A 21,840-nucleotide genomic window follows, 5' to 3' on the forward strand; every position below is an offset into this window, starting at 1 on the left:
AACAATGATTGTTAGAACACTAGACGAATGTCGTGATAGCGAACGACGCGTAGCATCAGAAACATGGGAAAGCGTAAGAATGTTGTTGAAGAATGACAACATGGGTTTCTCTTTCCACATTACGACTATTTATGAAAATACAGAAACTCACATTCACTACAAAAACCACTTAGAGTCAGTCTATTGCATGAGTGGCGAAGGTGAAATTGAAGTCATTGGCGGTGAAACCTACCCAATCAAACCGGGCACCTTGTACATTCTTGATAAGCATGACGAACACTACTTGCGTGCTTATCAAGATAAAGAAATGGTGATGGCGTGCGTCTTCAATCCACCAATCACAGGGGCCGAAGTTCATGATAAAAACGGCGTCTACCCTATCTTAGATTAAGCACTAATTCCCCCTAGTGCTTATTTAAGTTAGCAGTAAATCCACTTGGGTTCATGGTGACTCAAGAGGATTCTCCCTCTCAAAGTCAAAAAGGATTTACCCATGACTTATACCGTAGAAAAAATCGGCGGTACTTCTATGACTGCGTTTGACGCCGTTTTAGACAACATATTTCTTCGCCCTCAGAATCCATATAATCGCGTTTTTGTGGTCTCTGCCTATGGTGGCATTACCGATTCATTACTTGAGTGCAAAAAAACAGGTAAACCTGGTGTTTATAAGCTGATCGCTAAGCGCGACGACAGCTGGGATGAAGCATTGGAGTATGTGAAAAATCGTATGCTATTAACCAATGAACATCTATTTATTGATCCGCTAAATCGTTTAAGAGCTGATAAATTCATTTGCTCACGAATTGATGAAGCTAAAACTTGTATTTCTAATATTCTTGAAACCTGTCAATACGGTCAGTTTTCATTGCGTCGTTATTTACCTCAAGTGCGTGAATTTCTATCTTCTATTGGTGAAGCTCACAGTGCCTTTAACACGGCGTTAAAGCTAAAAACCGTTGGCATTAACGCCAAGTTTGTCGATCTCTCTGGTTGGGATAACCAAACTCCGAGAACATTAGATGAAACTATTACTGATGTATTTAAAGACATAGATATCACCACAGAGCTGCCGATTGTTACTGGCTATGCCTATTGCAAAGAAGGCTTAATGGGCACATACGATCGTGGTTACAGTGAAATGACCTTTAGTCGTATCGCCTCACTTACCAATGCTGATTTAGCCATTATTCATAAAGAATATCACTTAAGCTCAGCCGATCCGCGTGTTGTAGGCACAGATAAGGTATTCCCGATTGGTCGCACCAATTACGATGTTGCTGATCAATTAGCAAACTTAGGAATGGAAGCGATTCACCCTAATGCAGCGGCAGGGCTTCGCGAAAGCAATATTGAAATCCAGATTAAAAACACTTTTGAGCCAGAACACAAAGGCACATTAATCTCATCAGATTACCAGCCAGAAACCAACAAAGTCGAGATCATTGCAGGTAAAGAAAAAGTGTTTGCCCTACATCTGTTTGATCAAGCAATGGTAGGCCAAGTGGATAACGTTGGCTATGAGTTAATGGAAATTATCTCAGACGCACAAGTGAGTTTAATTGGTAAAGAAATGAATGCTAATTCAATTACTTATTACCTTGGCGGTAGCACTGAAAATCTCAATAAACTGTTATACAAAGCAGAAAAACGCTATCCAAACGCCTCTATTAAAGGTCGTATGGTGGCATTAATTTCGGTGATTGGCTCTCAGATTGATACTAACAAAGCACTAGCAAAAGGGGTTTTATCATTGATGAATAATGACGTCACCCCTGTTGCTCTGCATGCGTCTATGCGTAACGTAAACGTGCAATTTGTAGTAAGCGATCAAGACTATCAAAACGCTATTCGAGCGCTGCACCACGAATTTTGTGAAGATATAGCCACCACACAAGTAAAAACTGAACAGGTCGCTTAGTTCCGTTTTACAGTGTAAATAAACCGTTAGTTCATTAATAATGAGCTGGCGGTTTTTTTTGGCTAATCGTTTGTAAAGAGGACAATAACTCTTCTAATACAGGGCCAAAAACATGACTACGCGACACCAAGCAACCCATAGGGGTAAGCCAACCATCAAATTCATGTGCAATCGGCAGTGCCACAAGTTTATTCTGCTCTAGTAAGCTTGCAACACTATGCTCTGGTACTATCGTCCAACCCACTCCTTTACAAGCAAGATCCATCAAGGTTTGATGCGTATTGGCGTACCACAACTTTGAGCTTATCCCATAACTGAACCACAATTCTTTTCGTTTTGAGCTACGATGTACTAATTGTCTGTGCCCTTTCAATGCTGCATCATTCACGACAGGCAAACTGGCTAACTCATGCTCTGGAGACACAACCGTCAAAAAACGCACATGACCTAGAGTAAAGAAATCCATGTCTACTTTTAGCTCACCATCTGCATAGACAATCCCAACTTGGGCTTTGCCTTTTTTTACTAACTCTTCAACATCAAAAGTTGAGGTTGTGATGATCTCAAAATCCGTCACAGGAAACTTATCTGCCAATGCTGCCAATATTTGTAATACATCGTCATTCATTAAGCTCTCATCAATGGCAATGACTAACTCATATTCGTGCTCTCTTTCTAGCGACTCTACTTTTTGATCAAAGTACTTTTGTTGATGCAAAATAGATTGAGCAATCGGCAATAACGCTCTGCCTTTCTCTGTCAGCACTGGTGTGTTCTTCTCTCGAGTAAACAGTTCTTGGTTAATGGCGATCTCTAAATTGGCAATGGCCTGACTCACACCTGATTGAGCGCGCTTTAACTGACGAGCTGCGGCAGAGAATGAACCGCACTCACACACGGTGACAAAGATTTTTAATTGCTCAAAACTGTACATGGCATTAGCTCAATAAATAATTTAAGGAACCAAGCTATCACAACTCGTGATAGCTGTTAACTTTATCTCTTTTATTTGCTCTCTATAATCGCTGATTCATTATTTTTAAATGTATCAATAATTATTAAGAGTCATCGCTATGAAAACCACTGAACGTATTTTCCACGCTGTATTATTTGAGGTATTGGCGGTATCACTGTCTATTCTTGGGTTAGCTATCTTTACTAATCACGACGTTACCGACCTATCAGGAACCATGATAGTCGTTGCCACTATCGCGATGATCTGGAACTTTATTTATAATTGGATTTTCGATCAATTCTTCACTGGCGAGAAAACACAACGCACCCTTTCATTACGCATCTTCCACGTTGTATTGTTTGAATTAGGATTATTGTTCGCAACTGTACCTGTGATGGCTTACTTATTAAACGTAGGCATTTGGGAAGCCTTTATAATGGATATTGGCGTGACTATCTTTATCACCATTTACGCATTCACCTTTAACTGGGTATACGATAATGTACGAGCAGTATTGCTAAAAAGAATGGCAAGGGATGAGTCAGTCACCGCGTGATAAATTCGATGTGATATAGAGAGCTAGATAGTAAACAACCCGCTGATTGGCGGGTTGTTTGTTTTTTAATACTCGGTATCTGAACTGAATAATTTTCAATCCATTCGGGTAATAAAGGTTTGCTCGTCATCCACAAAAGCCACAAAGCCACCATGATAGATAAATACTCGACCACGCCCCTCAACTAAGCAAGCAAGCTGTGGAAGTAAATCTTCTTCGTTATCCTGACTTTGAAATGTGCCAGTATCAGTAATTACACCACGGAATGTAGGTAAATACCCATAAGTGCGCTTAGCTTGATCAATCAGGCTCAATTCACTACTAATAGAGAAGCAAGATGGAATCGCACCGGCTTCTTCGATAAACATGGGTTTCAGTTCTTCAAAAGCAGTAATCACTAACCAGTCGATGTCGTTAACATGATGGATAAACATAAAGTTTCTCGGTTATTCTGGTGTGAGGATTTTATCACTATTAAGGAAGAACCTAGTAGAAATTTAGTGGCTAAATTATTTCCGGACATTCATTAGGCCAACTTATGGCATTCTATTCAAATTCTAATTTTTATAGTACTTGCTCTTTAATCACCGTAAACACGCCTGCGTCTTTGTTACTTGGTGCCATAAAGCGGGCCGTCTCTTTTACTTGCTGATGCGCATTTTCCATCGCATAAGAATAATAACTCTCTTGCAGCATTTCTAAATCATTTAGGTAATCACCAAAGCTCATTGTCTCTTCAAAACTAAAACCAAGTGTATTTTGTAAATGTTTAATCGCAGCACCTTTTGAGGCTTCTGCATTCATTATATCTAACCAAATTTTAGCACTCACCACCACTTGGTGAGTCTCTCCAAATTTAGCGTTAATAGTAGGATAAACATGTTCTTCTGTGCCATCAAAATGACAAATTGCTACTTTGATAAACTCGTCATCAACCGCAAGAAGATCGTCTACATACTGACAACGTTGGTAGTATTTTGAAAACTCAGCCAACGCTTTTGGATCTTGGGTTTCGATGTAGGCTGAGTTTTTTCCACAAAGTACAATCTGCGTACCTTCGATTGAACGCGCTGTTTGAATGATGTTAATTATCAACGGTGTGTCCATCGAGCAACTGTATAGCTCTTTACCTTGATGCATCACTAGCGTGCCATTCTCTGCAATAAACATCATGCGATCTTTCACTGGCTCAAAGGTTTCTAATAAGCTGTAGTATTGACGTCCAGACGCTGCGGCAAACATGATGCCTTTGTCTTCTAATTGCTGATAAAGATCGAAAAAACTTGGGTCTAATTGGCTCTGTTCATTAAGTAGCGTGCCATCCATATCGGCAGCAATAAATTTTACGTTGTGTTTTTGCATTGATTAATACTCAGAATAAATTGAAGGCGCTGAGGCGTCGATAATGACAAAAGAGTATATACCTTAGCATTATGGGAACCGAACTACTCTAGTTCAAAATGAGAGGTTAATATCACTCTTTTTGTAAATAAAAAAGGATCCACGAAAGCCCCTTTTAGTTTAATCACTCGCTCTGCGAAACACCCAGAGAATGGCGCAATAATACGAATATAAGAAAGGTTCACTTCAGCAATTCGTAGCTGGGCTTGAGGAGACGTTTTTGTGATGGCTTCATCATTGCAACCTACAAGTAGAGCAGCACTAATCAAAGAAGCAAGAAGAGTTTTAGATTTCATAAAATAACCATTTAACTGTCGGATTCTGCATATTCTGACAGTTAAATGATTGAAATTATTAATGTTAAATCGCAGAGGTTGTTACTGACGTATCTCTAATCTACGTTGAGTCAAACTTAAAAACACTTTATAACTAACCCATTGATAGATAATGAATTAAATCGCTTACAAATTTACATTGGCTTGGAATGTCCATGCCACAAAACGACTTATTTTCTGGCCTTGAGCCATATCAACCGTCTTAATAGTTTTAACACCTAATCGTGCCAGCTCTTGATGTAAAGCTTCTACATTTTCTTTCTTAGAAATCAATGTCGTAAACCATTGAACTTGCAGCGCAAATTCACAGCTTTCTTTTGCCATTTTAGTAATGAATGCTAATTCACCACCTTCACACCAAAGCTCTGCTTTTTGGCCACCGAAGTTCAGTTTTTTCACGCCTTTTAATTCATTGTAAGCGTGACCTTTCTTCGATTTGTTTGTCGCTAGATTCTGTTGTTTACGCTCAGATCCTGCTGTTGCTTCTGCTTCTGATGCATGGAACGGAGGGTTACACATAGTGAACGCAAATTCATCTTGTGGCTTGATAACACCTCTAAAGATATTCTCTTCATTTTTTTGCTGGCGACACTCAATACCCTTCTTCAGGCTTGGGTTGTTGTTCGCAATGAACGATGCCATTTTTAGTGCTTGAACATCAATATCAGAACCAACAAAGTTCCATTTGTACTCACGGTGACCAATGATAGGGTACACGCAGTTAGCACCAACACCGATGTCTAAACCACGAACATTTTTACCTGTTGGTATCTCACCGTCATTTGTGATTGCAAGTAAATCAGCAATGTTATGAATGTAATCCGCACGACCAGGAATTGGTGGACATAGATAACCTTCTGGAATATCCCAAAATGGAACATCATAGAAATGCGCTAACAGTGCTTTGTTCAATGCTTTAACAGCAAGAGGATCTGAAAAGTTGATTGATTCATTACCATATTGATTCGTTTCAACAAATGCTTTCAGTTCAGGAGATGTTGCAATCAACGCAGGAAAATCATAATTAGCATTATGTTTATTACGAGGATGCATCGGTGTTTTTGTAGGAGCAAATTTAGAATGAGTCATGTAAGTTTACTGATAATGAATAATAGCGGACATCATAGCTGATGTATGAATGAATTACTTAAAAAAAATAGCCATGCTCTTATCGATATCATGGCTATTTATATTTCAACACATACTTGTGTTTTTAGTCTGAAATGAAAAGTTATTAGAACGCTTGTGGTGCGAACCCTGTCATTTCTTTAAGTCCTAGCTCTTTACCAAGCGCAGTCATTGGGTGCACAACAACTAAACCGCGAACTGATTTTTTCAGTTTACCCATATCAGCTTGTTCTGCTTTAGTAATTGCACGCTTGAACTCAAGGTTGCGAACTTCTGTTCCCTTATTACCTGTTTCAAACTGCTTTTTACCATTTAATTTTGCTACTTTCTTTTCTAGCGTTTGGATTTCATGCAAAAACTGTTTAACGACAGGTTGATCGTCACGCTTTCGTGCAGCATCTAAACGGTGCTTACAACGATCTAAACGGTTATGAATTTTTTGCAGTTCTTCTTTTACACTCATGAAATTACCTTTGTATTGAAAATGGTGCGTATCGACGCTACCTGATAGTATAACCTCTATTAGAACAACGATCATAGGTTTATTACATGTTAACCATTTCAAACCAAGTCGAATTAGCCGATTGGGAAATAGAGCTAACTGCAATTCGGGCACAAGGTGCGGGTGGACAAAATGTGAATAAGGTCTCAAGTGCCATTCACTTACGCTTTGATATTGCACGATCGACGTTACCTGCCTTCTATAAGGAGCGACTATTAAAAATGAAAGATAGTCGTATCACTAAAGAAGGGGTAATAGTAATTAAAGCGCAGCAGTTTAGAACTCAAGAAAAAAATCGTGATAATGCACTTGAACGCTTAAAAGAATTAATTCAATCGGCAGCAGAGACGCAAAAAGCACGCAGAGAAACAAAACCAACACGCAGCTCTCAACGCAAACGAGTTGATAACAAAACACAACGCGGCCAAACTAAAAGTATGAGAAAAAAGGTAGATTACTAATGACATATCAGCAGACATTAAAAGAGGTATTTGGCTTTGATTCTCTTAGAGGCGGCCAACAGCAAGTTATCGAGAAAGTGCTTAATGGTCACTCGTCTGCTGCTATTTTTCCTACCGGTTCTGGTAAATCATTATGTTATCAGCTACCTGCATTATTACTCCCTAACCTCACGCTTGTTATTTCCCCTTTACTTGCTTTGATGAAAGATCAGATTACTTTTCTTAAAAGCAAAGGCATTTCAGCGGCGTCTATTGACTCTACTCAAACTCGTGAAGAGACCCAAGCTATCTTACAAGGGGTTAGAAACGGGGAAATTAAGATTTTAATGATCTCGGTAGAGCGCTTGAAGAATGAACGCTTTCGTCAATTCATTGCTCAAATTAATATCTCTTTATTAGTGGTAGATGAAGCTCACTGTATCTCTGAATGGGGTCATAACTTTAGACCCGATTATCTTAAACTTCCTCAAGATAGAGAAGCATTAAATATTCCTCACGTTTTACTTCTGACGGCAACAGCAACGCCAGCCGTTATTGAAGACATGAGTAAAAAATTCAACATAGAAAAAGACAATATTGTGATTACGGGTTTCTATCGCCCGAACTTAGATATTTCCATTATTCCTGTTGAAGAACAACAAAAGCGCTCAGCTCTTTATGCGACGCTTCAACAGAGACCAAATCAACCAAGCATTATTTATGTCACGCTACAACAAACCGCGGAAAACGTGGCGCAATGGTTACAAGGAAATGGTATCCAAGCAAAGGCCTATCATGCAGGATTAAAGCACGACATCAGAGAGACGATACAGCACCAATTCATGAATGGTGACATTAATTGTATTGTTGCGACGATTGCTTTTGGTATGGGTGTTGATAAATCAGATATTCGTCAGGTGATCCATTTTGATTTACCTAAATCGATTGAAAACTACTCGCAAGAAATTGGGCGAGCAGGACGAGACGGTTATCCTTCTTTTTGTACTGTCCTTGCTAATACTTCTGGTCTGAATGTGTTAGAAAACTTTGTCTATGGAGATACGCCTGATAGAGAAGCGATTCAATATGTACTGGATGATATTTATAAATCGTCTGATACATGGGAAACCCAATTACTTCGTTTATCTAAAGACAGTAATGTTCGTCAGTTACCTTTAAAAACATTACTGGTGTACTTAGAGCTCAAAAAGATCATTCAAGCAAAGTTCAGCTATTACGCGGACTATCGATTCAAAACCTTGGTTCCAATTAATGACATTCTTGCTAAATTTCAAACAGAACGTCAGCATTTTGTTTCGACTATTTTTCAGTGTTCGCCAAAAGCCAAAACATGGCACACCGTTGATTTTGATGCGCTTTGGATGGGATATCAAGGGGAGCGTAAACGCGTAATTGCAGCACTAGATTATTTCCATGAACAAGGTTGGATAGAACTTGAAAGCAAATTAATGACTGAGGTTTATCAAGTACTTAATAAAGTAGAAAGTACTCATGTTCTTTCTCAAGAACAACACCAACTGTTTAAAAATAAAGAAGAGAGCGAAATTAAGCGAATTCATGCGATGCTTGATTTTTTTGAAACTAAAACATGCTTAAGCCATTCTTTAGCGAATTATTTCGCCGACTTTAATGCACCAAAACAATGTGGCCACTGCTCTGCTTGTCGCTCTGAAGGTGCTCACTTACCAAGAGATACTGCTCATTTTATTGCTGATGATGAACAGGTAAAACATTGGTGTCAAGAGTTACAAAACAACAGTAAAGAACCATTAGCCAATGCCGTTTTCGCTCGATTTTTATGCGGTATTCCAACACCACTGACAACGAAGATAAGAGCGAATAAAATGTCAGGTTATGCAAAGTTTGAGTCACAACCATTTTTTGAAGTGCTTGAATTAGTTGGAAAACTGAATGGTTAAGTTTATAAATTGTGAGTCTGTTTGCACTTACAACACATAATATAAACCCCATACGTTATAAGTGATAATATTCTCTTCAATAAACTATAAAAGTTTCTTTGGAGAGAATATGATTGAGCAGTTCTTAGTCTTATCAGATAACAAATCTACCGTACATTTTGTTATTCCTGAAAATACTGAATCACCCCACCAAATTGAAGCAAGTCATATTTATCAAGCCTTAAAAAATACAGGTGTAAATAATTATTATCTCTTTGATAGTGAAATAGAAACTATAATTTCATCGATTAAAAATGGAAATGTATCTAACGTAAATGGAACTCTCATCTCACAACGTTTAGATGCGCAGTTATCTATTGAGGTACAAGAAGATGAAATGGCCGCTATAATGACAGTAACTGGCGCTTATGGAGGCGTACCATTACGCGGCCCATTAATAATTGAAGCGCTAACAAATAAACATATCTTAAAAGGAATTAATAAAGACAATCTCAAAGCATTATTGCTAAAAAGCAAAGATCTCGCACCAGGTGAAATAATCTCAGATATTATTGCTATTGGACGTGAACCAATAGCAGGACAAGATACAATCTTTGAAACACTTGTCCCTAATATTCTTGAACGTGTATTAAAGCCACAAGAGACCGATGATGGGTATGTCGACATGCGAAATCTCGGTGAGGTGATTAGCGTTACAAAAAATACACCTTTAATGAAAAAAACACCTGCAACTCAGGGAATAAACGGCCTGACCATAACAGGTAAAACCGTCATTGCGGCTTCTGGAGTCGATTCTAATTTTCAACTTTACCCCGGCTCTTCTATCTCAGCAGTCGATCCAAATCTACTACTTGCAGATATTGATGGCACACCTCTAATTCATGCCTCAGGTATCGCGATTGATAATCTTCTGACGGTAAAAAGTATTAACGCAACATCAGGTCATGTCTCATTTAACGGCAGCATTTTCGTTCAGGAAGATATTGAACCTGGAATGAAAGTATCCGCAGAAGGAAGTATTACGGTTGGCGGGTTTATTGAAAATGCAGAAGTAAACGCCAAAGGTGATATTACCGTGATAAATGGCATCATTGGTCGACCTGTAGCGGACGAAGAACCATTAACTTGTAGTGTCACGGCAGAGGGGAAAGTAACAACAAAACTGGCTCAAAATGCGCATATAATGGCACACAACGACATTCATATTACTCTGCATGCAAACCACTGTACCCTTAAATCCTTAGGCTCTATCTTTGTCATTGATCATACAGAAAAACACGGCACAATTAGTGGAGGAAAGGCTACAGCCAATGGTTTTATTAAGACTGCAAACTTAGGTATTGAAGGTGGGGCTTATACTAAAATCCAAGCTTTTCATGATTTTAATGCTCACAAGGAGACACTTCACGCACTTCAAAAGCGTCATGATGATGTAAGTTCACAAATCATAAAAATTGAACAAATTAATATTGAACGACAAGCTCCTGAATTAGCAGAAAAAATCCTCCGCTCAAAAGAAAAATCCAATCAAGATTTACTTACGTTAATATCAGCATTAAAACAAGAACAGAGCACTTTTAACTCTAACCTTAAGACAAATCATATCTTTGTTACGAATAAAATCTTTCCACGAGTAGATATCCAATTCAATACAGAGCACCTAGTGACAAAAAGAGAATATAGTCCAAGTAAGGTTTCTTATTCTGGATATGAGATTGATATCGAGCCGGTGATGATAGGCAAAAAATAAACATCGTCTAGTATTTTATAGACAAAAAAATAGCATTGGCAATTACGCTCAATGCTATTTTTATTTACTCTAACTAGAGTCGACGTTCTAAGCTGATTATTGCCCAGCTTATACCCTATTTTCTTCTTTATTTGATTTAAATACCAAAACCGCACCAATAAATAGGAATACCAATTGTAGTAGCATCACGCTACCCATTGAGATTGGACCTAAATAACTAATGCTTGATACCATCGCACTTGCTGCTACACAAAATAACATTTGTAAAAAGTTTAATAGACCTGAAGCAACTGTGCTGCCCTCTTTAAAGTCGATTAATGCATTGTTTACTACAATAGGGTAAACCGCGCCATTCGCTGCTGCTAAGAAACAAAATGGGATTAGCATTGGAATGATTGATGTCGGTTCCATGCGCCATGCAATTAAAAATACCACGCTCACACTCGCAATAGATAACTTTAAGATCCAAGGAAGTACCTTTTGGCTCTCAAAGCGCTCTAGTGCCCAACGACAACCATAACCACCAACAATAAATGCAATGGTCTGTGGAATGTAGCTCAAACCGATATCAGCACCTGAATAACCCATTTGAGTCATAACAAAAGGCGAGCCAGTTAACCATGCAAAGAAGATTGCAGAGCTTGCTGCATAAATCAGCATATTACCTGTGAATTTTTTTGACTTGATAACATCACGAAAAGTAATGGTTTTCGCATTAGAGTTAACCTCTTGAACAGGTTCTTTATCAGCAAACGTTCTTACTGCTAAGCCAACACCAATAATAGTTAACGTAACAAAAATCATCGACCAACCATAGAACTTCTCAATAGCAGCACCCAGTAAAGGAGCTAATGCAGGAGAAAGAGCGACTAGTGGCATAATCGTTGCGAAAATACGTTGAGACGTTTTTGCATCATAACGTTGGATCACCATAGCTTGCCAAATTACGTTAGCGCTACAAGCACCTAATGCTTGAAAGAATCTCGCAACAAGTAACATTTCGACACTGGTTGAAAATGAAGCAACCAAGCTACTGATTGCAAAAATGCTTAAACCAATGATTAACGATTTTTTAGTGCCTAGTTTTTGAGTCAAACGACCGTAAAAAAGTTGACCTATCGCCATACCGAACAAGAAAATACTAAGGGTTAAACCAATCATGCTTTCGGTTGTTGCCAAATCACCACGAATAATATCGAATGCAGGTAAATACATATCTGTTGCTAAAAATCCCAACATACTTAGGCCAGCAAGCCAGATATAAGGAATCGACTGTTTTTTGTTTTCCATGTTCTTCTCCAAAGCTGAACATATTTAAAATCCGTTGCATTCTATGTGCTAGTTGCTACTCTTGTGAAACGATATAATTTGCACTTAGCATCAATATTTTTGATGTGTTCAATTCACCATCAGGTTTTCTATGTTTTCTTATCATGAATTAATCACGATTGAGTCCGTTGCTCGTCTTGGTAGCTTTAGCCGCGCGGCAGAAGAGTTACACAAAGTACCAAGTGCAATTAGCTATACAATTAAGTCTGTAGAAGATCGATTAACGGTAACTCTTTTTACTCGTTTACATCGCAAAGTCGTATTAACCGCTGCCGGTGAATATTTTGTAGAGCAAGCAAGAAAGTTACTTAAAGAGATGGAAGATATTCGTTTAAATACACAACGTGTTGCTAATGGATGGCAACAAAGTGTCTCGGTTGCTTTAGATACTGTAGTTCGTGAAGATAGCGTAAATCAATTAGTACGTGATTTTTATGCTACTTTTCCTGATATCGAGCTGCAACTCACCATGGAAGTATTTAATGGCGTGTGGGATGCCCTAATGACAGGCAGAGCTGATATTTGCATTGGAGCAACGGCAACAATACCTATTGGTGGTAATTTCTCTTATCGCCCTATGGGAGAGCTTTCATGGGATTTTGTCATGAGTATCTCTCATCCTCTTGCAAATTATAATGGTGCGATTCCTGATTCTGAATTAATGAAATACCCCGTGATCTGTTTAGAAGATACATCTCGTATGCTGCCAAAAAGAACAACCTGGCAATTGGATAATCAACGTCGTTTAATCGTTCCTAACTGGCACAGTGCTGAGCAATGTTTTATTGATGGTTTAGGTGTGGGAGTAATGCCAAGCCATAAAGCTAAACGCTTACTCTCGGCAGGGAAGATTATTAATAAAAAAATTGAAAATAACATTGCTCCAAGTCCGTGTTGCTTAGCCTGGAATACAAACAATCAATCCATTGCGATTCAGTGGTTATTAGATTATCTCGGGGAAACGGAGAAACTGAATACTGAATGGTTAAAAGAGATATAAAAAAATGCCGATGATCTTATGATCATCGGCATTTTTTAAATCATCACGATCACGTCAAGATCATGGCGCTAATCGGTCGATCGCCCATTCTTCTTGATCTTTACTGTATATGAATCGATCATGCAGACGATGATCGCCCCCCTGCCAAAACTCTATCGATTCAATATTAACTCTAAAACCGCCCCAGAATTTAGGAACAGGGATCTCGCCCTGAGCAAATTTTTGCTTCAGTTCAAGATACTTGCCTTCAAGTGCCGAACGAGCGGTCAATCGGCTACTTTGTTTACTAGCCCATGCTGCAATTTGGCTCTCTTTTGGCCTTGAAGTGAAATACTTCATATTTTCTAACGCTGAAAGCTTTACTGCCGTACCAGTAATATGAACTTGTCGCTCAAGAGGATGCCAAGGAAAGTGCAAAGAAATTTTGCTGTGTTCTTCAAGATGCTGTGCTTTTCGAGAAGCAAGATTGGTATAAAAAACAAATCCTGTTTTATCAAAATGCTTCAATAGCACGATACGTTGAAATGGTTGTCCATTTTTATCAACCGTCGCCACAGTCATCGCTGTTGGGTCAGTTAGTTTTGCTTCTACCGCCTGCTTCAACCACAGTTCAAATAAATCAACAGGTTCTTGCGGTAAATCAGCTCTACGTAAGCCCCCAAGGCTGTAATCACGACGAATATCTTCTAATTCCATGTAAATCTCACTTCGACTTGTTTGTTGAAATTGTGCTCTTTTGAACAGCCTTAAACAAGGGGCTAAAATAAAAAAGGACCAAAAACAGGCCCTTAATTTAAGATTGATACACTAATTAAGTAATATCATCTAATTTAAACATTTGATCGTTCAACAATTTAGTCAGTATTTCTGATTGATTAGAGAAGTTAGCGTCTTCTAATCCAAATGAATCAACTGCGCCTTCAACAATGATTTCATGGGCGTTACCTGCATCATCTGTAATGGATAGAGTTAGATCATCTCCGCTTTCAGATACTTTTATATGACCTAAAAGATCAGTCATATTCATTTCCTCATCAAAACCACTGATAATTTCAGTTAGGTCAATTAAGTCCTCACCGACAGTAAAGTCTTTGATGGTGTCAGTACCTGTATCAGCTCCTTGATCAACCCACTTAAAGATGTCTTCTCCTGCACCACCGGTAAGAATATCATTACCAAGCCCACCAATTAAGATATCGTTACCTGAGCCGCCAGTTAAAATATCATCTCCTAAGCCGCCACGCAGAACATCATCACCTGAGCCGCCATCTAAATAATCATCACCTTCAGCACCATAAATTAAATCAATCCCTCCTTCGCCAAACACATGATCATCGCCAGCTCCAGCATGCGCAGCATCAATATGTGCTACAGGAGAATAACCAGAGATGAATGATTCTAAATCTTGATCATTTAATTTACTCGCATCAGAACCAGTTGCAAATAAAGCCCTTTCTTCATCTGCTATATCATATGCACTTTGAGTTTCATCGTAACCTGCAGTATGACTGTCTCCTAAGTGAATAATGTCGTTTCCTGCACCTGACGCAACATGATCATTACCAGCACCACTATTAATCACATTTGCATCATCAATAATATAGGTTTGGCCATGAACACCAGGAGTAATCGATTGAACCGAACCTTTTGTAATTTGATCCGCAAAATCTCCACCTTGTACTTTTGAAGTGTCGATTGGGTCTGTATTGGTACCAGACTCAACAATCATTAACTCTAAGAATTGTGGTTCACTTCTTGCCGTATCACCATTTAATGTTTCTGTAGCAACGGCCGTAACGGCAAGAGTAAAGGATCCGGTATAAGAAGAATTAATTACCATTTTTCCAGTAGATAATTGATCAGCAGTTAAAGTGACTTTGCCATTTTCTGGAGTGATATAAATACCATCAACCAATACAAATGCGTCCACTGGTAAATTAGCAATTTCGTAGCTTAATACTTCAGAACCATCGGTATCATTAAGGTTAGCATCAATATAATCACTCAGTATAATATGAGTTTGAGCTCCTTCATTACCAGCTTGAACTCCATTATGCTCTTCGATATCGAGGTTATCTATCAATACACCACGACCTGAATTATGATGTTTACCTGTTGATACTAATTGGATATTTTGAGGCGTAGAAGACCCATAAAAACTGACTTGGATTGAATTCCAATCTAATCCTTGGTCTTTAGGGCTACTTCCACTCCACGAACCAACAACAACACCATCAACTACAATATCAAAAGAGTTATATTCAGAGCCATAGCCTGGGCGAGGAGCAACATCTAAAGTAAGTGTATATAGTTTATCTTCTTGAGTATCTATATCTCTTTCAATGCCTTTAGTTGAATCAAAATTTGAAGATGAATTTAATTCAATAAATTGCTTACCATCACTACCATGAACAATACCACCTTCGCTCATATTAGAGCCGCTGTTCCAAGTTTCTATTGCATCTTCACCTTCTATTGGCGTCCATCCATCAACTCCTGATGAGAATTGTTTTTTATCGTCTTCAGGTTGATCTTCAAAACTTGATTCTAGTAGCGTTTTTGATTGTGTTGCGATAGTTAAATTTGGTGTATCTGCAACAGCATCAATATTGATTGTTACTGTTGCTGTATCACTACCACCTTTTCCATCGCTAATAGTGTAATCAAAAGTAACTTCACCGCTAAAATTTGGTGCTGGTGTAAATTCAATTTCACCATCCGAATTAATAATTGCTGAACCAGATGATGGGTTAGTAATGCTTATTAGTGATAGTAAGTCATCATCTAAGTCAGAATCATTGCCTAACAAGTCCTGCAAGCTAATAACAAAAGGTTTGTCTTCTTGAGCGGAAAAGCTATCGTTCCCTGCAATCGGAGCGCTATTTTCAAGATAAATCACTTCATCTGAACCAACAAAATTATCATCGCCAAGTGATAATTCTGCTGAAATATTTACTTTATTACCACTTGCTGGTGCATCCGCTTCTCTTGTTAATGATCCTGCATTTATATCACCTTGAGTTAATGTGTACTCTTCTGCCTGCCCATCAATAGTTATCAGAAGAAGCATACCTGCAGTTGCTGCTGGTGGTAATACTATTGTTGCAGTTACTCTACCTTCAAGTTCAGCTTTAGTTAGAACCCCATTATTATTTTTATCATCAATAATAGTGACTTCTGGCGTTAATAATTCTTCTATTGTTTTATGATCATCATTAAATTTAAATTCTTCAAAATCTCTGAAGATATTTTCATCGCCATCTTTATCGATGATGACAATTTCACCATGCTCATTAACACTAATTTGGCACTCTGATAGGTTTGAGTTAAGTACAGCGGTATCTGTACCTGCACCACCATCTACAACGACACGATCGTTTAAGTCGTCATTATTCAAATAGAGGGTATCATCTCCATCACCGAGTAATGCATAATCATCAAGATTATCGGTATTTATAAAATCTCCATTGAAGTATTGTATTGAATCTGATTCTTCACTTGTATTGCCCGTTGCATCTGTTTGAACAACGGTTACCTGATAATGAACCATCTCATCTAAACCACTAAAGTCAGATACCCAAGTTCCATCAGGCTGAACAAGTGCTGTGCCTTGTTGAGTTTTACCATCACCATCTACGATATAAATCGCAATGGTTGCTCCTGGTTCTCCTGTTCCGTGAATAGTAACAATAGAGTTATCACTTGCTGCAGAGTCATCTGTAATGTTTGTGATCGCTGGAGCGTCTGGTGCAATTTCATCTATATCGTCCACACCAATGGTGAAATCTTTCTCGCTGGTTGAGCCATCGGTGGAAATCGCAACCACCGTGATGGTATGACTTGCCGCGGTTTCATGATCAAGATTGCCTGCCACCGTGACCACGCCTGTAACTGGATCAATAACAAACAAGCCATTGGCGTCGTCGCTCAAGCTGTAGCTCACCGTGTCACCATCCGCGTCTGTCGCGGTCGCTGTAATGTTGACTACATCCCCAATCACTGCGTTCTCAGAGACGGTATTGTTGTCTGTGTCGCTGTCGCTCACAGGACCGACCGCATTATCGGTATCGCCTTGACCAGTTATCGTGCCATCGGCGTTATCCACGCCAATGGTAAAGTCTTTGCTGCTGGTTGAGCCATCAGTCGAAGTCGCAACCACCGTGATGGTATGACTTGCCGCGGTTTCATGATCAAGATTACCCGCCACCGTGACCACGCCTGTAACTGGGTCGATAACAAACAAGCCATTAGCATCATCGCTTAAGCTGTAGCTCACCGTATCGCCATCCGCGTCTGTCGCGGTCGCGGTGATATTGACCACATCCCCGATGGCGGCATTTTCTGAAATCGTGTTCGCATCACTATCAGTGTCTGCTACCGGACCGACCGCATTATCGGTATCGCCTTGACCAGTTATCGTGCCATCGGCGTTATCCACGCCAATGGTAAAGTCTTTGCTGCTGGTTGAGCCATCAGTCGAAGTAGCAACCACCGTGATGGTATGACTTGCCGCGGTTTCATGATCAAGATTACCCGCCACCGTGACCACGCCTGTAACTGGATCGATAACAAACAAGCCATTAGCATCATCGCTTAAGCTGTAGCTCACCGTATCGCCATCCGCGTCGGTCGCCGTTGCCGTGATATTGACCACATCCCCGATCGCGGCATTTTCAGAGACGCTATTGTTGTCTGTGTCGCTGTCGCTCACAGGACCGACCGCATTATCGGTATCGCCTTGACCAGTTGTCGTGCCATCGGCGTTCTCCACACCAATGGTGAAATCTTTCTTGCTGGTTGAGCCATCGGTGGAAGTCGCAACCACCGTGATGGTATGACTTGCCGCGGTTTCATGATCAAGATTACCCGCCACCGTGACCACGCCTGCAACTGGATCGATAACAAACAAGCCATTGGCATCATCGCTTAAGTTGTAGCTCACCGTGTCGCCATCCGCATCGGCCGCGGTCGCCGTGATGTTAACCACATCCCCAATCACTGCGTTCTCAGAGACGGTATTGTTGTCCGTGTCACTGTCACTCACCGGACCGACCGCATTATCGGTATCGCCTTGACCAGTTATCGTGCCATCGGCGTTCTCCACGCCAATGGTGAAATCTTTCTCGCTGGTTGAGCCATCGGTGGAAGTAGCAACCACCGTAATGGTATGACTTGCCGCGGTTTCATGATCAAGATTGCCTGCCACCGTGACCACGCCTGTAACTGGATCGATAACAAACAAGCCATTAGCATCATCGCTTAAGCTGTAGCTCACCGTATCGCCATCCGCGTCTGTGGCGGTCGCTATAATGTTGACTACATCGCCGATTGCTGCATTTTCTGAAATCGTGTTCGCATCACTATCGGTATCTGCTACCGGACCGACCGCATTATCGGTGTCACCTTGACCAGTTGTCGTGCCATCGGCGTTCTCCACGCCAATGGTGAAATCTTTCTCGCTGGTTGAGCCATCAGTGGAAGTCGCAACCACCGTGATGGTATGACTTGCCGCGGTTTCATGATCAAGATTGCCTGCCACCGTGACCACGCCTGTAACTGGATCGATAACAAACAAGCCATTGGCATCATCGCTTAAGCTGTAGCTCACCGCGTCACCATCCGCATCGATCGCCGTTGCCGTGATGTTGACCACATCGCCGATTGCGGCATTTTCTGAAATCGTGTTCGCATCACTATCGGTATCTGCTACCGGACCGACCGCATTATCGGTGTCACCTTGACCAGTTGTCGTGCCATCGGCGTTCTCCACACCTATAGTAAATTCTTTCTCGCTGGTTGAGCCATCGGTGGAAGTCGCAACCACCGTGATGGTATGACTTGCCGCGGTTTCATGATCAAGATTGCCTGCCACCGTGACCACGCCTGTAACTGGATCGATAACAAACAAGCCATTGGCATCATCGCTCAAGCTGTAGTTCACCGTGTCACCATCCGCATCGATCGCCGTTGCCGTGATGTTGACCACATCGCCGATGGCGGCATTTTCTGAAATCGTGTTCGCATCACTATCAGTGTCTGCTACCGGACCGACCGCATTATCGGTATCGCCTTGACCAGTTATCGTGCCATCGGCGTTCTCCACGCCAATGGTGAAATCTTTCTCGCTGGTTGAGCCATCGGTGGAAGTCGCAACCACCGTGATGATATGACTTGCCGCGGTTTCATGATCAAGATTACCTGCCACCGTGACCACGCCTGTAACTGGATCGATAACAAACAAGCCATTGGCGTCGTCGCTCAAGCTGTAGCTCACCGTGTCACCATCCGCGTCGGTCGCCGTTGCCGTGATATTGACCACATCCCCGATGGCGGCATTTTCAGAGACGCTATTGTTGTCTGTGTCGCTGTCGCTCACAGGACCGACCGCATTATCGGTATCGCCTTGACCAGTTATCGTGCCATCGGCATTCTCCACGCCAATGGTAAAGTCTTTGCTGCTGGTTGAGCCATCAGTTGAAGTCGCAACCACCGTGATGGTATGACTTGCCGCGGTTTCATGATCAAGATTGCCTGCCACCGTGACCACGCCTGTAACTGGATCAATAACAAACAAGCCATTGGCATCATCGCTTAAGCTGTAGCTCACCGTATCGCCATCCGCATCGGTCGCCGTTGCCGTGATATTGACCACATCCCCGATGGCGGCATTTTCTGAAATCGTGTTCGCATCACTATCAGTGTCTGCTACCGGACCGACCGCATTATCGGTATCGCCTTGACCAGTTATCGTGCCATCGGCGTTATCCACGCCAATGGTAAAGTCTTTGCTGCTGGTTGAGCCATCAGTCGAAGTAGCAACCACCGTGATGGTATGACTTGCCGCGGTTTCATGATCAAGATTACCCGCCACCGTGACCACGCCTGTAACTGGGTCAATAACAAACAAGCCATTGGCATCATCGCTCAAGCTGTAGCTCACCGTGTCACCATCCGCGTCTGTCGCGGTCGCTGTAATGTTGACTACATCCCCGATGGCGGCATTTTCAGAGACGGTATTGTTGTCTGTGTCGCTATCGCTCACAGGCCCTACCGCTATCGTGTCTAATTCAAAACCCACTTTGTCTGACACTGGGCCTGTATTGCCCGCAGGATCCGTGATGTCTGCTACGTATTCGTAGTCGCCATCATTCTCTGGCGCCGATACCGTGATCTCCACTTTACCGCTCGTGATGTCTGTTTCTGTTAGCTTGTGCTCACCAACTACAGTGCCTGTGCCATCGCGCAGCTCAATTGTGTCGCCTTCCGCAACCCCGTTTGGCAAGGTAATCTCAATTTGGATACCATTCGCGGCGTCCTCCTCGTTGATCACTCCATTATCATCCACCTCACCAATAACAAGAATTGGGGCGTTTTGGTTGCTATCACCATCGGTTGGATCTGTACCCGGAGCCATCGTGTCTAATTCAAAACCGACTTTATCCGATATCGGTCCAGTATTACCTTCAGGATCCGTAATGTCTGCCACGTATTCATAATCGCCATCATTCTCTGCTGTTGGTACGGTGATCTCCACCTTACCGTTAGTGATATCTGTTTCAGTTAGTCTATGCTCACCAACCACCTTCCCATCACTATCTCGCAGCTCAATAATGTCACCTTTCTCTGTCCCTGCAGGTAGCGTCACTTCAACTTGAATGCCATTTTCTGCGTTCTTTTCATTAATCACACCGCTTGCATCAATTTCAGCGATGGAAATACCTGGAGCGGTTTTAACTAGGCCATTGATTGGATCTGGAATCAGAAGATCTCCAGTCTCTCTATACACCCTATATTGTTCCAATAATGTTAAACTTTGGAATTTTGATAAACCAATGGATTCTAGAGAAGATGTGTCAAAGTTAGTTTCAGCAACCGTGCTTTTTCCTATTCGTTCGATCTCAGTAGAAACCGTTAAGCTTGATCCACTGTTTTCACCCGCAGCAGGAGCTTCAGTAACTAAACTTGGATCTTCCCCATCAGAAATTGCATTTAAAATCGCATTAACATCATCACTTATTTCTGATAAATCAGTAACTTCCACTAAAAAGTTATCAGGGTCATTTCCAATAACGATTTCACCAGACAAAAGCGGTTCGCCCGCATTTATCAGTTTTAAATTACCATTCTTATCAATTACAATATTTTGTTTAGTATTTTCTGATATTTTAGAAGCCATGACGTTAATTCCCAAATCCATTTACCAATAGCACCACTTTGCAATGCAGACATTAACCTTATCAATGTTAATTACCACATAATTAACATTATAGCTACATGCAAGCATTGTTAATAAATGACGGAATATCGAATATATGTTCTTAAAAATCGTTTTAATTTCTAAAAATACTAGATACGTCACAAAACGTGATATTAATTCCATAAAACAGGCATCAAAAAAAAACAAATAAATACAGATATTGAAACAAATTATAACATTTACCTTTATACTGTCTTAACTTTGAGACTTTTTATCCTAATTTATATTGCGAATTTCAAAACCCCATCAAATAAACGGCTTTTAAAATGTCAGAGGCTATTAAGTTAATCAGATTTAACGATTTGATTTTTGCTTTTTAATTAAAC

Annotated in this window: 16 protein-coding genes; 7 read left to right on the top strand and 9 right to left on the bottom strand. The window is 40.7% G+C overall.

Annotated elements, in window-relative coordinates:
* Positions 1-4: 4 nt before the first annotated feature.
* The gene (locus tag PVK62_RS01460; RefSeq protein ID WP_274442820.1) at positions 5-391 is read left to right on the top strand and encodes an ectoine synthase; all 387 of its coding nucleotides are present in this window, start codon (positions 5-7) and stop codon (positions 389-391) included.
* A gap of 102 nt (positions 392-493) precedes the next feature.
* Complete coding sequence (locus tag PVK62_RS01465; protein WP_274442819.1) at positions 494-1,921, top strand: aspartate kinase; 1,428 nt, start codon at positions 494-496, stop codon at positions 1,919-1,921.
* A 34-nt stretch (positions 1,922-1,955) separates the two neighbouring features.
* On the opposite strand, the gene PVK62_RS01470 is transcribed toward PVK62_RS01465, so the two are convergent.
* Positions 1,956-2,855 carry a LysR family transcriptional regulator gene (locus PVK62_RS01470; RefSeq protein ID WP_274442818.1) on the bottom strand — a complete coding sequence of 300 codons (900 nt, stop codon included), beginning with the start codon at positions 2,853-2,855 and terminating at the stop codon, positions 1,956-1,958.
* Positions 2,856-2,994: 139 nt separating this feature from the next.
* On the opposite strand from PVK62_RS01470, the gene PVK62_RS01475 reads away from it, so the two are divergent.
* The gene (locus PVK62_RS01475) at positions 2,995-3,432 is read left to right on the top strand and encodes a PACE efflux transporter (protein ID WP_274442817.1); all 438 of its coding nucleotides are present in this window, start codon (positions 2,995-2,997) and stop codon (positions 3,430-3,432) included.
* 95 nt (positions 3,433-3,527) lie between these two features.
* On the opposite strand, the gene PVK62_RS01480 is transcribed toward PVK62_RS01475, so the two are convergent.
* From PVK62_RS01480 to PVK62_RS01500, 5 genes are all read right to left on the bottom strand, one after another.
* Complete coding sequence (locus PVK62_RS01480) at positions 3,528-3,866, bottom strand: cytosolic protein (protein ID WP_274442816.1); 339 nt, start codon at positions 3,864-3,866, stop codon at positions 3,528-3,530.
* A 130-nt stretch (positions 3,867-3,996) separates the two neighbouring features.
* Entirely contained in the window at positions 3,997-4,794 is a 798-nt protein-coding gene (locus PVK62_RS01485; protein WP_274442815.1) for a Cof-type HAD-IIB family hydrolase, read from the bottom strand.
* 83 nt (positions 4,795-4,877) lie between these two features.
* Positions 4,878-5,129 (bottom strand): hypothetical protein, encoded by a 252-nt coding sequence (locus tag PVK62_RS01490; RefSeq protein WP_274442814.1) that lies wholly within the window; start codon positions 5,127-5,129, stop codon positions 4,878-4,880.
* Between the two features lie 165 nt (positions 5,130-5,294).
* The gene (rlmF, locus tag PVK62_RS01495; RefSeq protein ID WP_274442813.1) at positions 5,295-6,257 is read right to left on the bottom strand and encodes a 23S rRNA (adenine(1618)-N(6))-methyltransferase RlmF; all 963 of its coding nucleotides are present in this window, start codon (positions 6,255-6,257) and stop codon (positions 5,295-5,297) included.
* A gap of 145 nt (positions 6,258-6,402) precedes the next feature.
* Positions 6,403-6,759, bottom strand: a complete 357-nt coding sequence (locus PVK62_RS01500; protein ID WP_274442812.1) for a YibL family ribosome-associated protein — start codon at positions 6,757-6,759, stop codon at positions 6,403-6,405.
* Between the two features lie 86 nt (positions 6,760-6,845).
* On the opposite strand from PVK62_RS01500, the gene arfB reads away from it, so the two are divergent.
* The 3 genes from arfB to PVK62_RS01515 all read left to right on the top strand — a co-directional run bounded on the left by arfB (position 6,846) and on the right by PVK62_RS01515 (position 10,928).
* A complete protein-coding gene (arfB, locus tag PVK62_RS01505) occupies positions 6,846-7,259 on the top strand; it encodes an alternative ribosome rescue aminoacyl-tRNA hydrolase ArfB (RefSeq protein WP_274442811.1) in 414 nt (137 codons plus the stop codon).
* Complete coding sequence (locus PVK62_RS01510; RefSeq protein ID WP_274442810.1) at positions 7,259-9,178, top strand: RecQ family ATP-dependent DNA helicase; 1,920 nt, start codon at positions 7,259-7,261, stop codon at positions 9,176-9,178. The genes arfB and PVK62_RS01510 overlap by 1 nt, the downstream gene beginning before the upstream one ends.
* 109 nt (positions 9,179-9,287) lie before the next feature.
* Positions 9,288-10,928: a DUF342 domain-containing protein gene (locus PVK62_RS01515; RefSeq protein ID WP_274442809.1), complete on the top strand. Its 1,641-nt coding sequence runs from the start codon at positions 9,288-9,290 to the stop codon at positions 10,926-10,928.
* 108 nt (positions 10,929-11,036) lie between these two features.
* Here PVK62_RS01515 and punC read toward each other — a convergent pair whose 3' ends face one another.
* Positions 11,037-12,218 carry a purine nucleoside transporter PunC gene (gene punC / locus PVK62_RS01520; protein ID WP_274442808.1) on the bottom strand — a complete coding sequence of 394 codons (1,182 nt, stop codon included), beginning with the start codon at positions 12,216-12,218 and terminating at the stop codon, positions 11,037-11,039.
* A 130-nt stretch (positions 12,219-12,348) separates the two neighbouring features.
* Here punC and punR point away from each other — a divergent pair, with 130 nt between their 5' ends.
* On the top strand, positions 12,349-13,257 hold the full coding sequence (punR, locus tag PVK62_RS01525) for a DNA-binding transcriptional activator PunR (protein WP_274442807.1): 909 nt from the start codon (positions 12,349-12,351) through the stop codon (positions 13,255-13,257).
* Positions 13,258-13,317: 60 nt separating this feature from the next.
* On the opposite strand, the gene pdxH is transcribed toward punR, so the two are convergent.
* Both pdxH and PVK62_RS01535 read right to left on the bottom strand, forming a co-directional pair.
* On the bottom strand, positions 13,318-13,953 hold the full coding sequence (gene pdxH, locus PVK62_RS01530) for a pyridoxamine 5'-phosphate oxidase (RefSeq protein ID WP_274442806.1): 636 nt from the start codon (positions 13,951-13,953) through the stop codon (positions 13,318-13,320).
* A 115-nt stretch (positions 13,954-14,068) separates the two neighbouring features.
* Positions 14,069-21,433 carry a cadherin domain-containing protein gene (locus PVK62_RS01535; protein WP_274442805.1) on the bottom strand — a complete coding sequence of 2,455 codons (7,365 nt, stop codon included), beginning with the start codon at positions 21,431-21,433 and terminating at the stop codon, positions 14,069-14,071.
* Between the last annotated feature and the right edge of the window lie 407 nt (positions 21,434-21,840).

Source organism: Aliivibrio sp. S3MY1, from assembly GCF_028765575.1.
Taxonomy (GTDB): Bacteria; Pseudomonadota; Gammaproteobacteria; order Enterobacterales; family Vibrionaceae; genus Aliivibrio.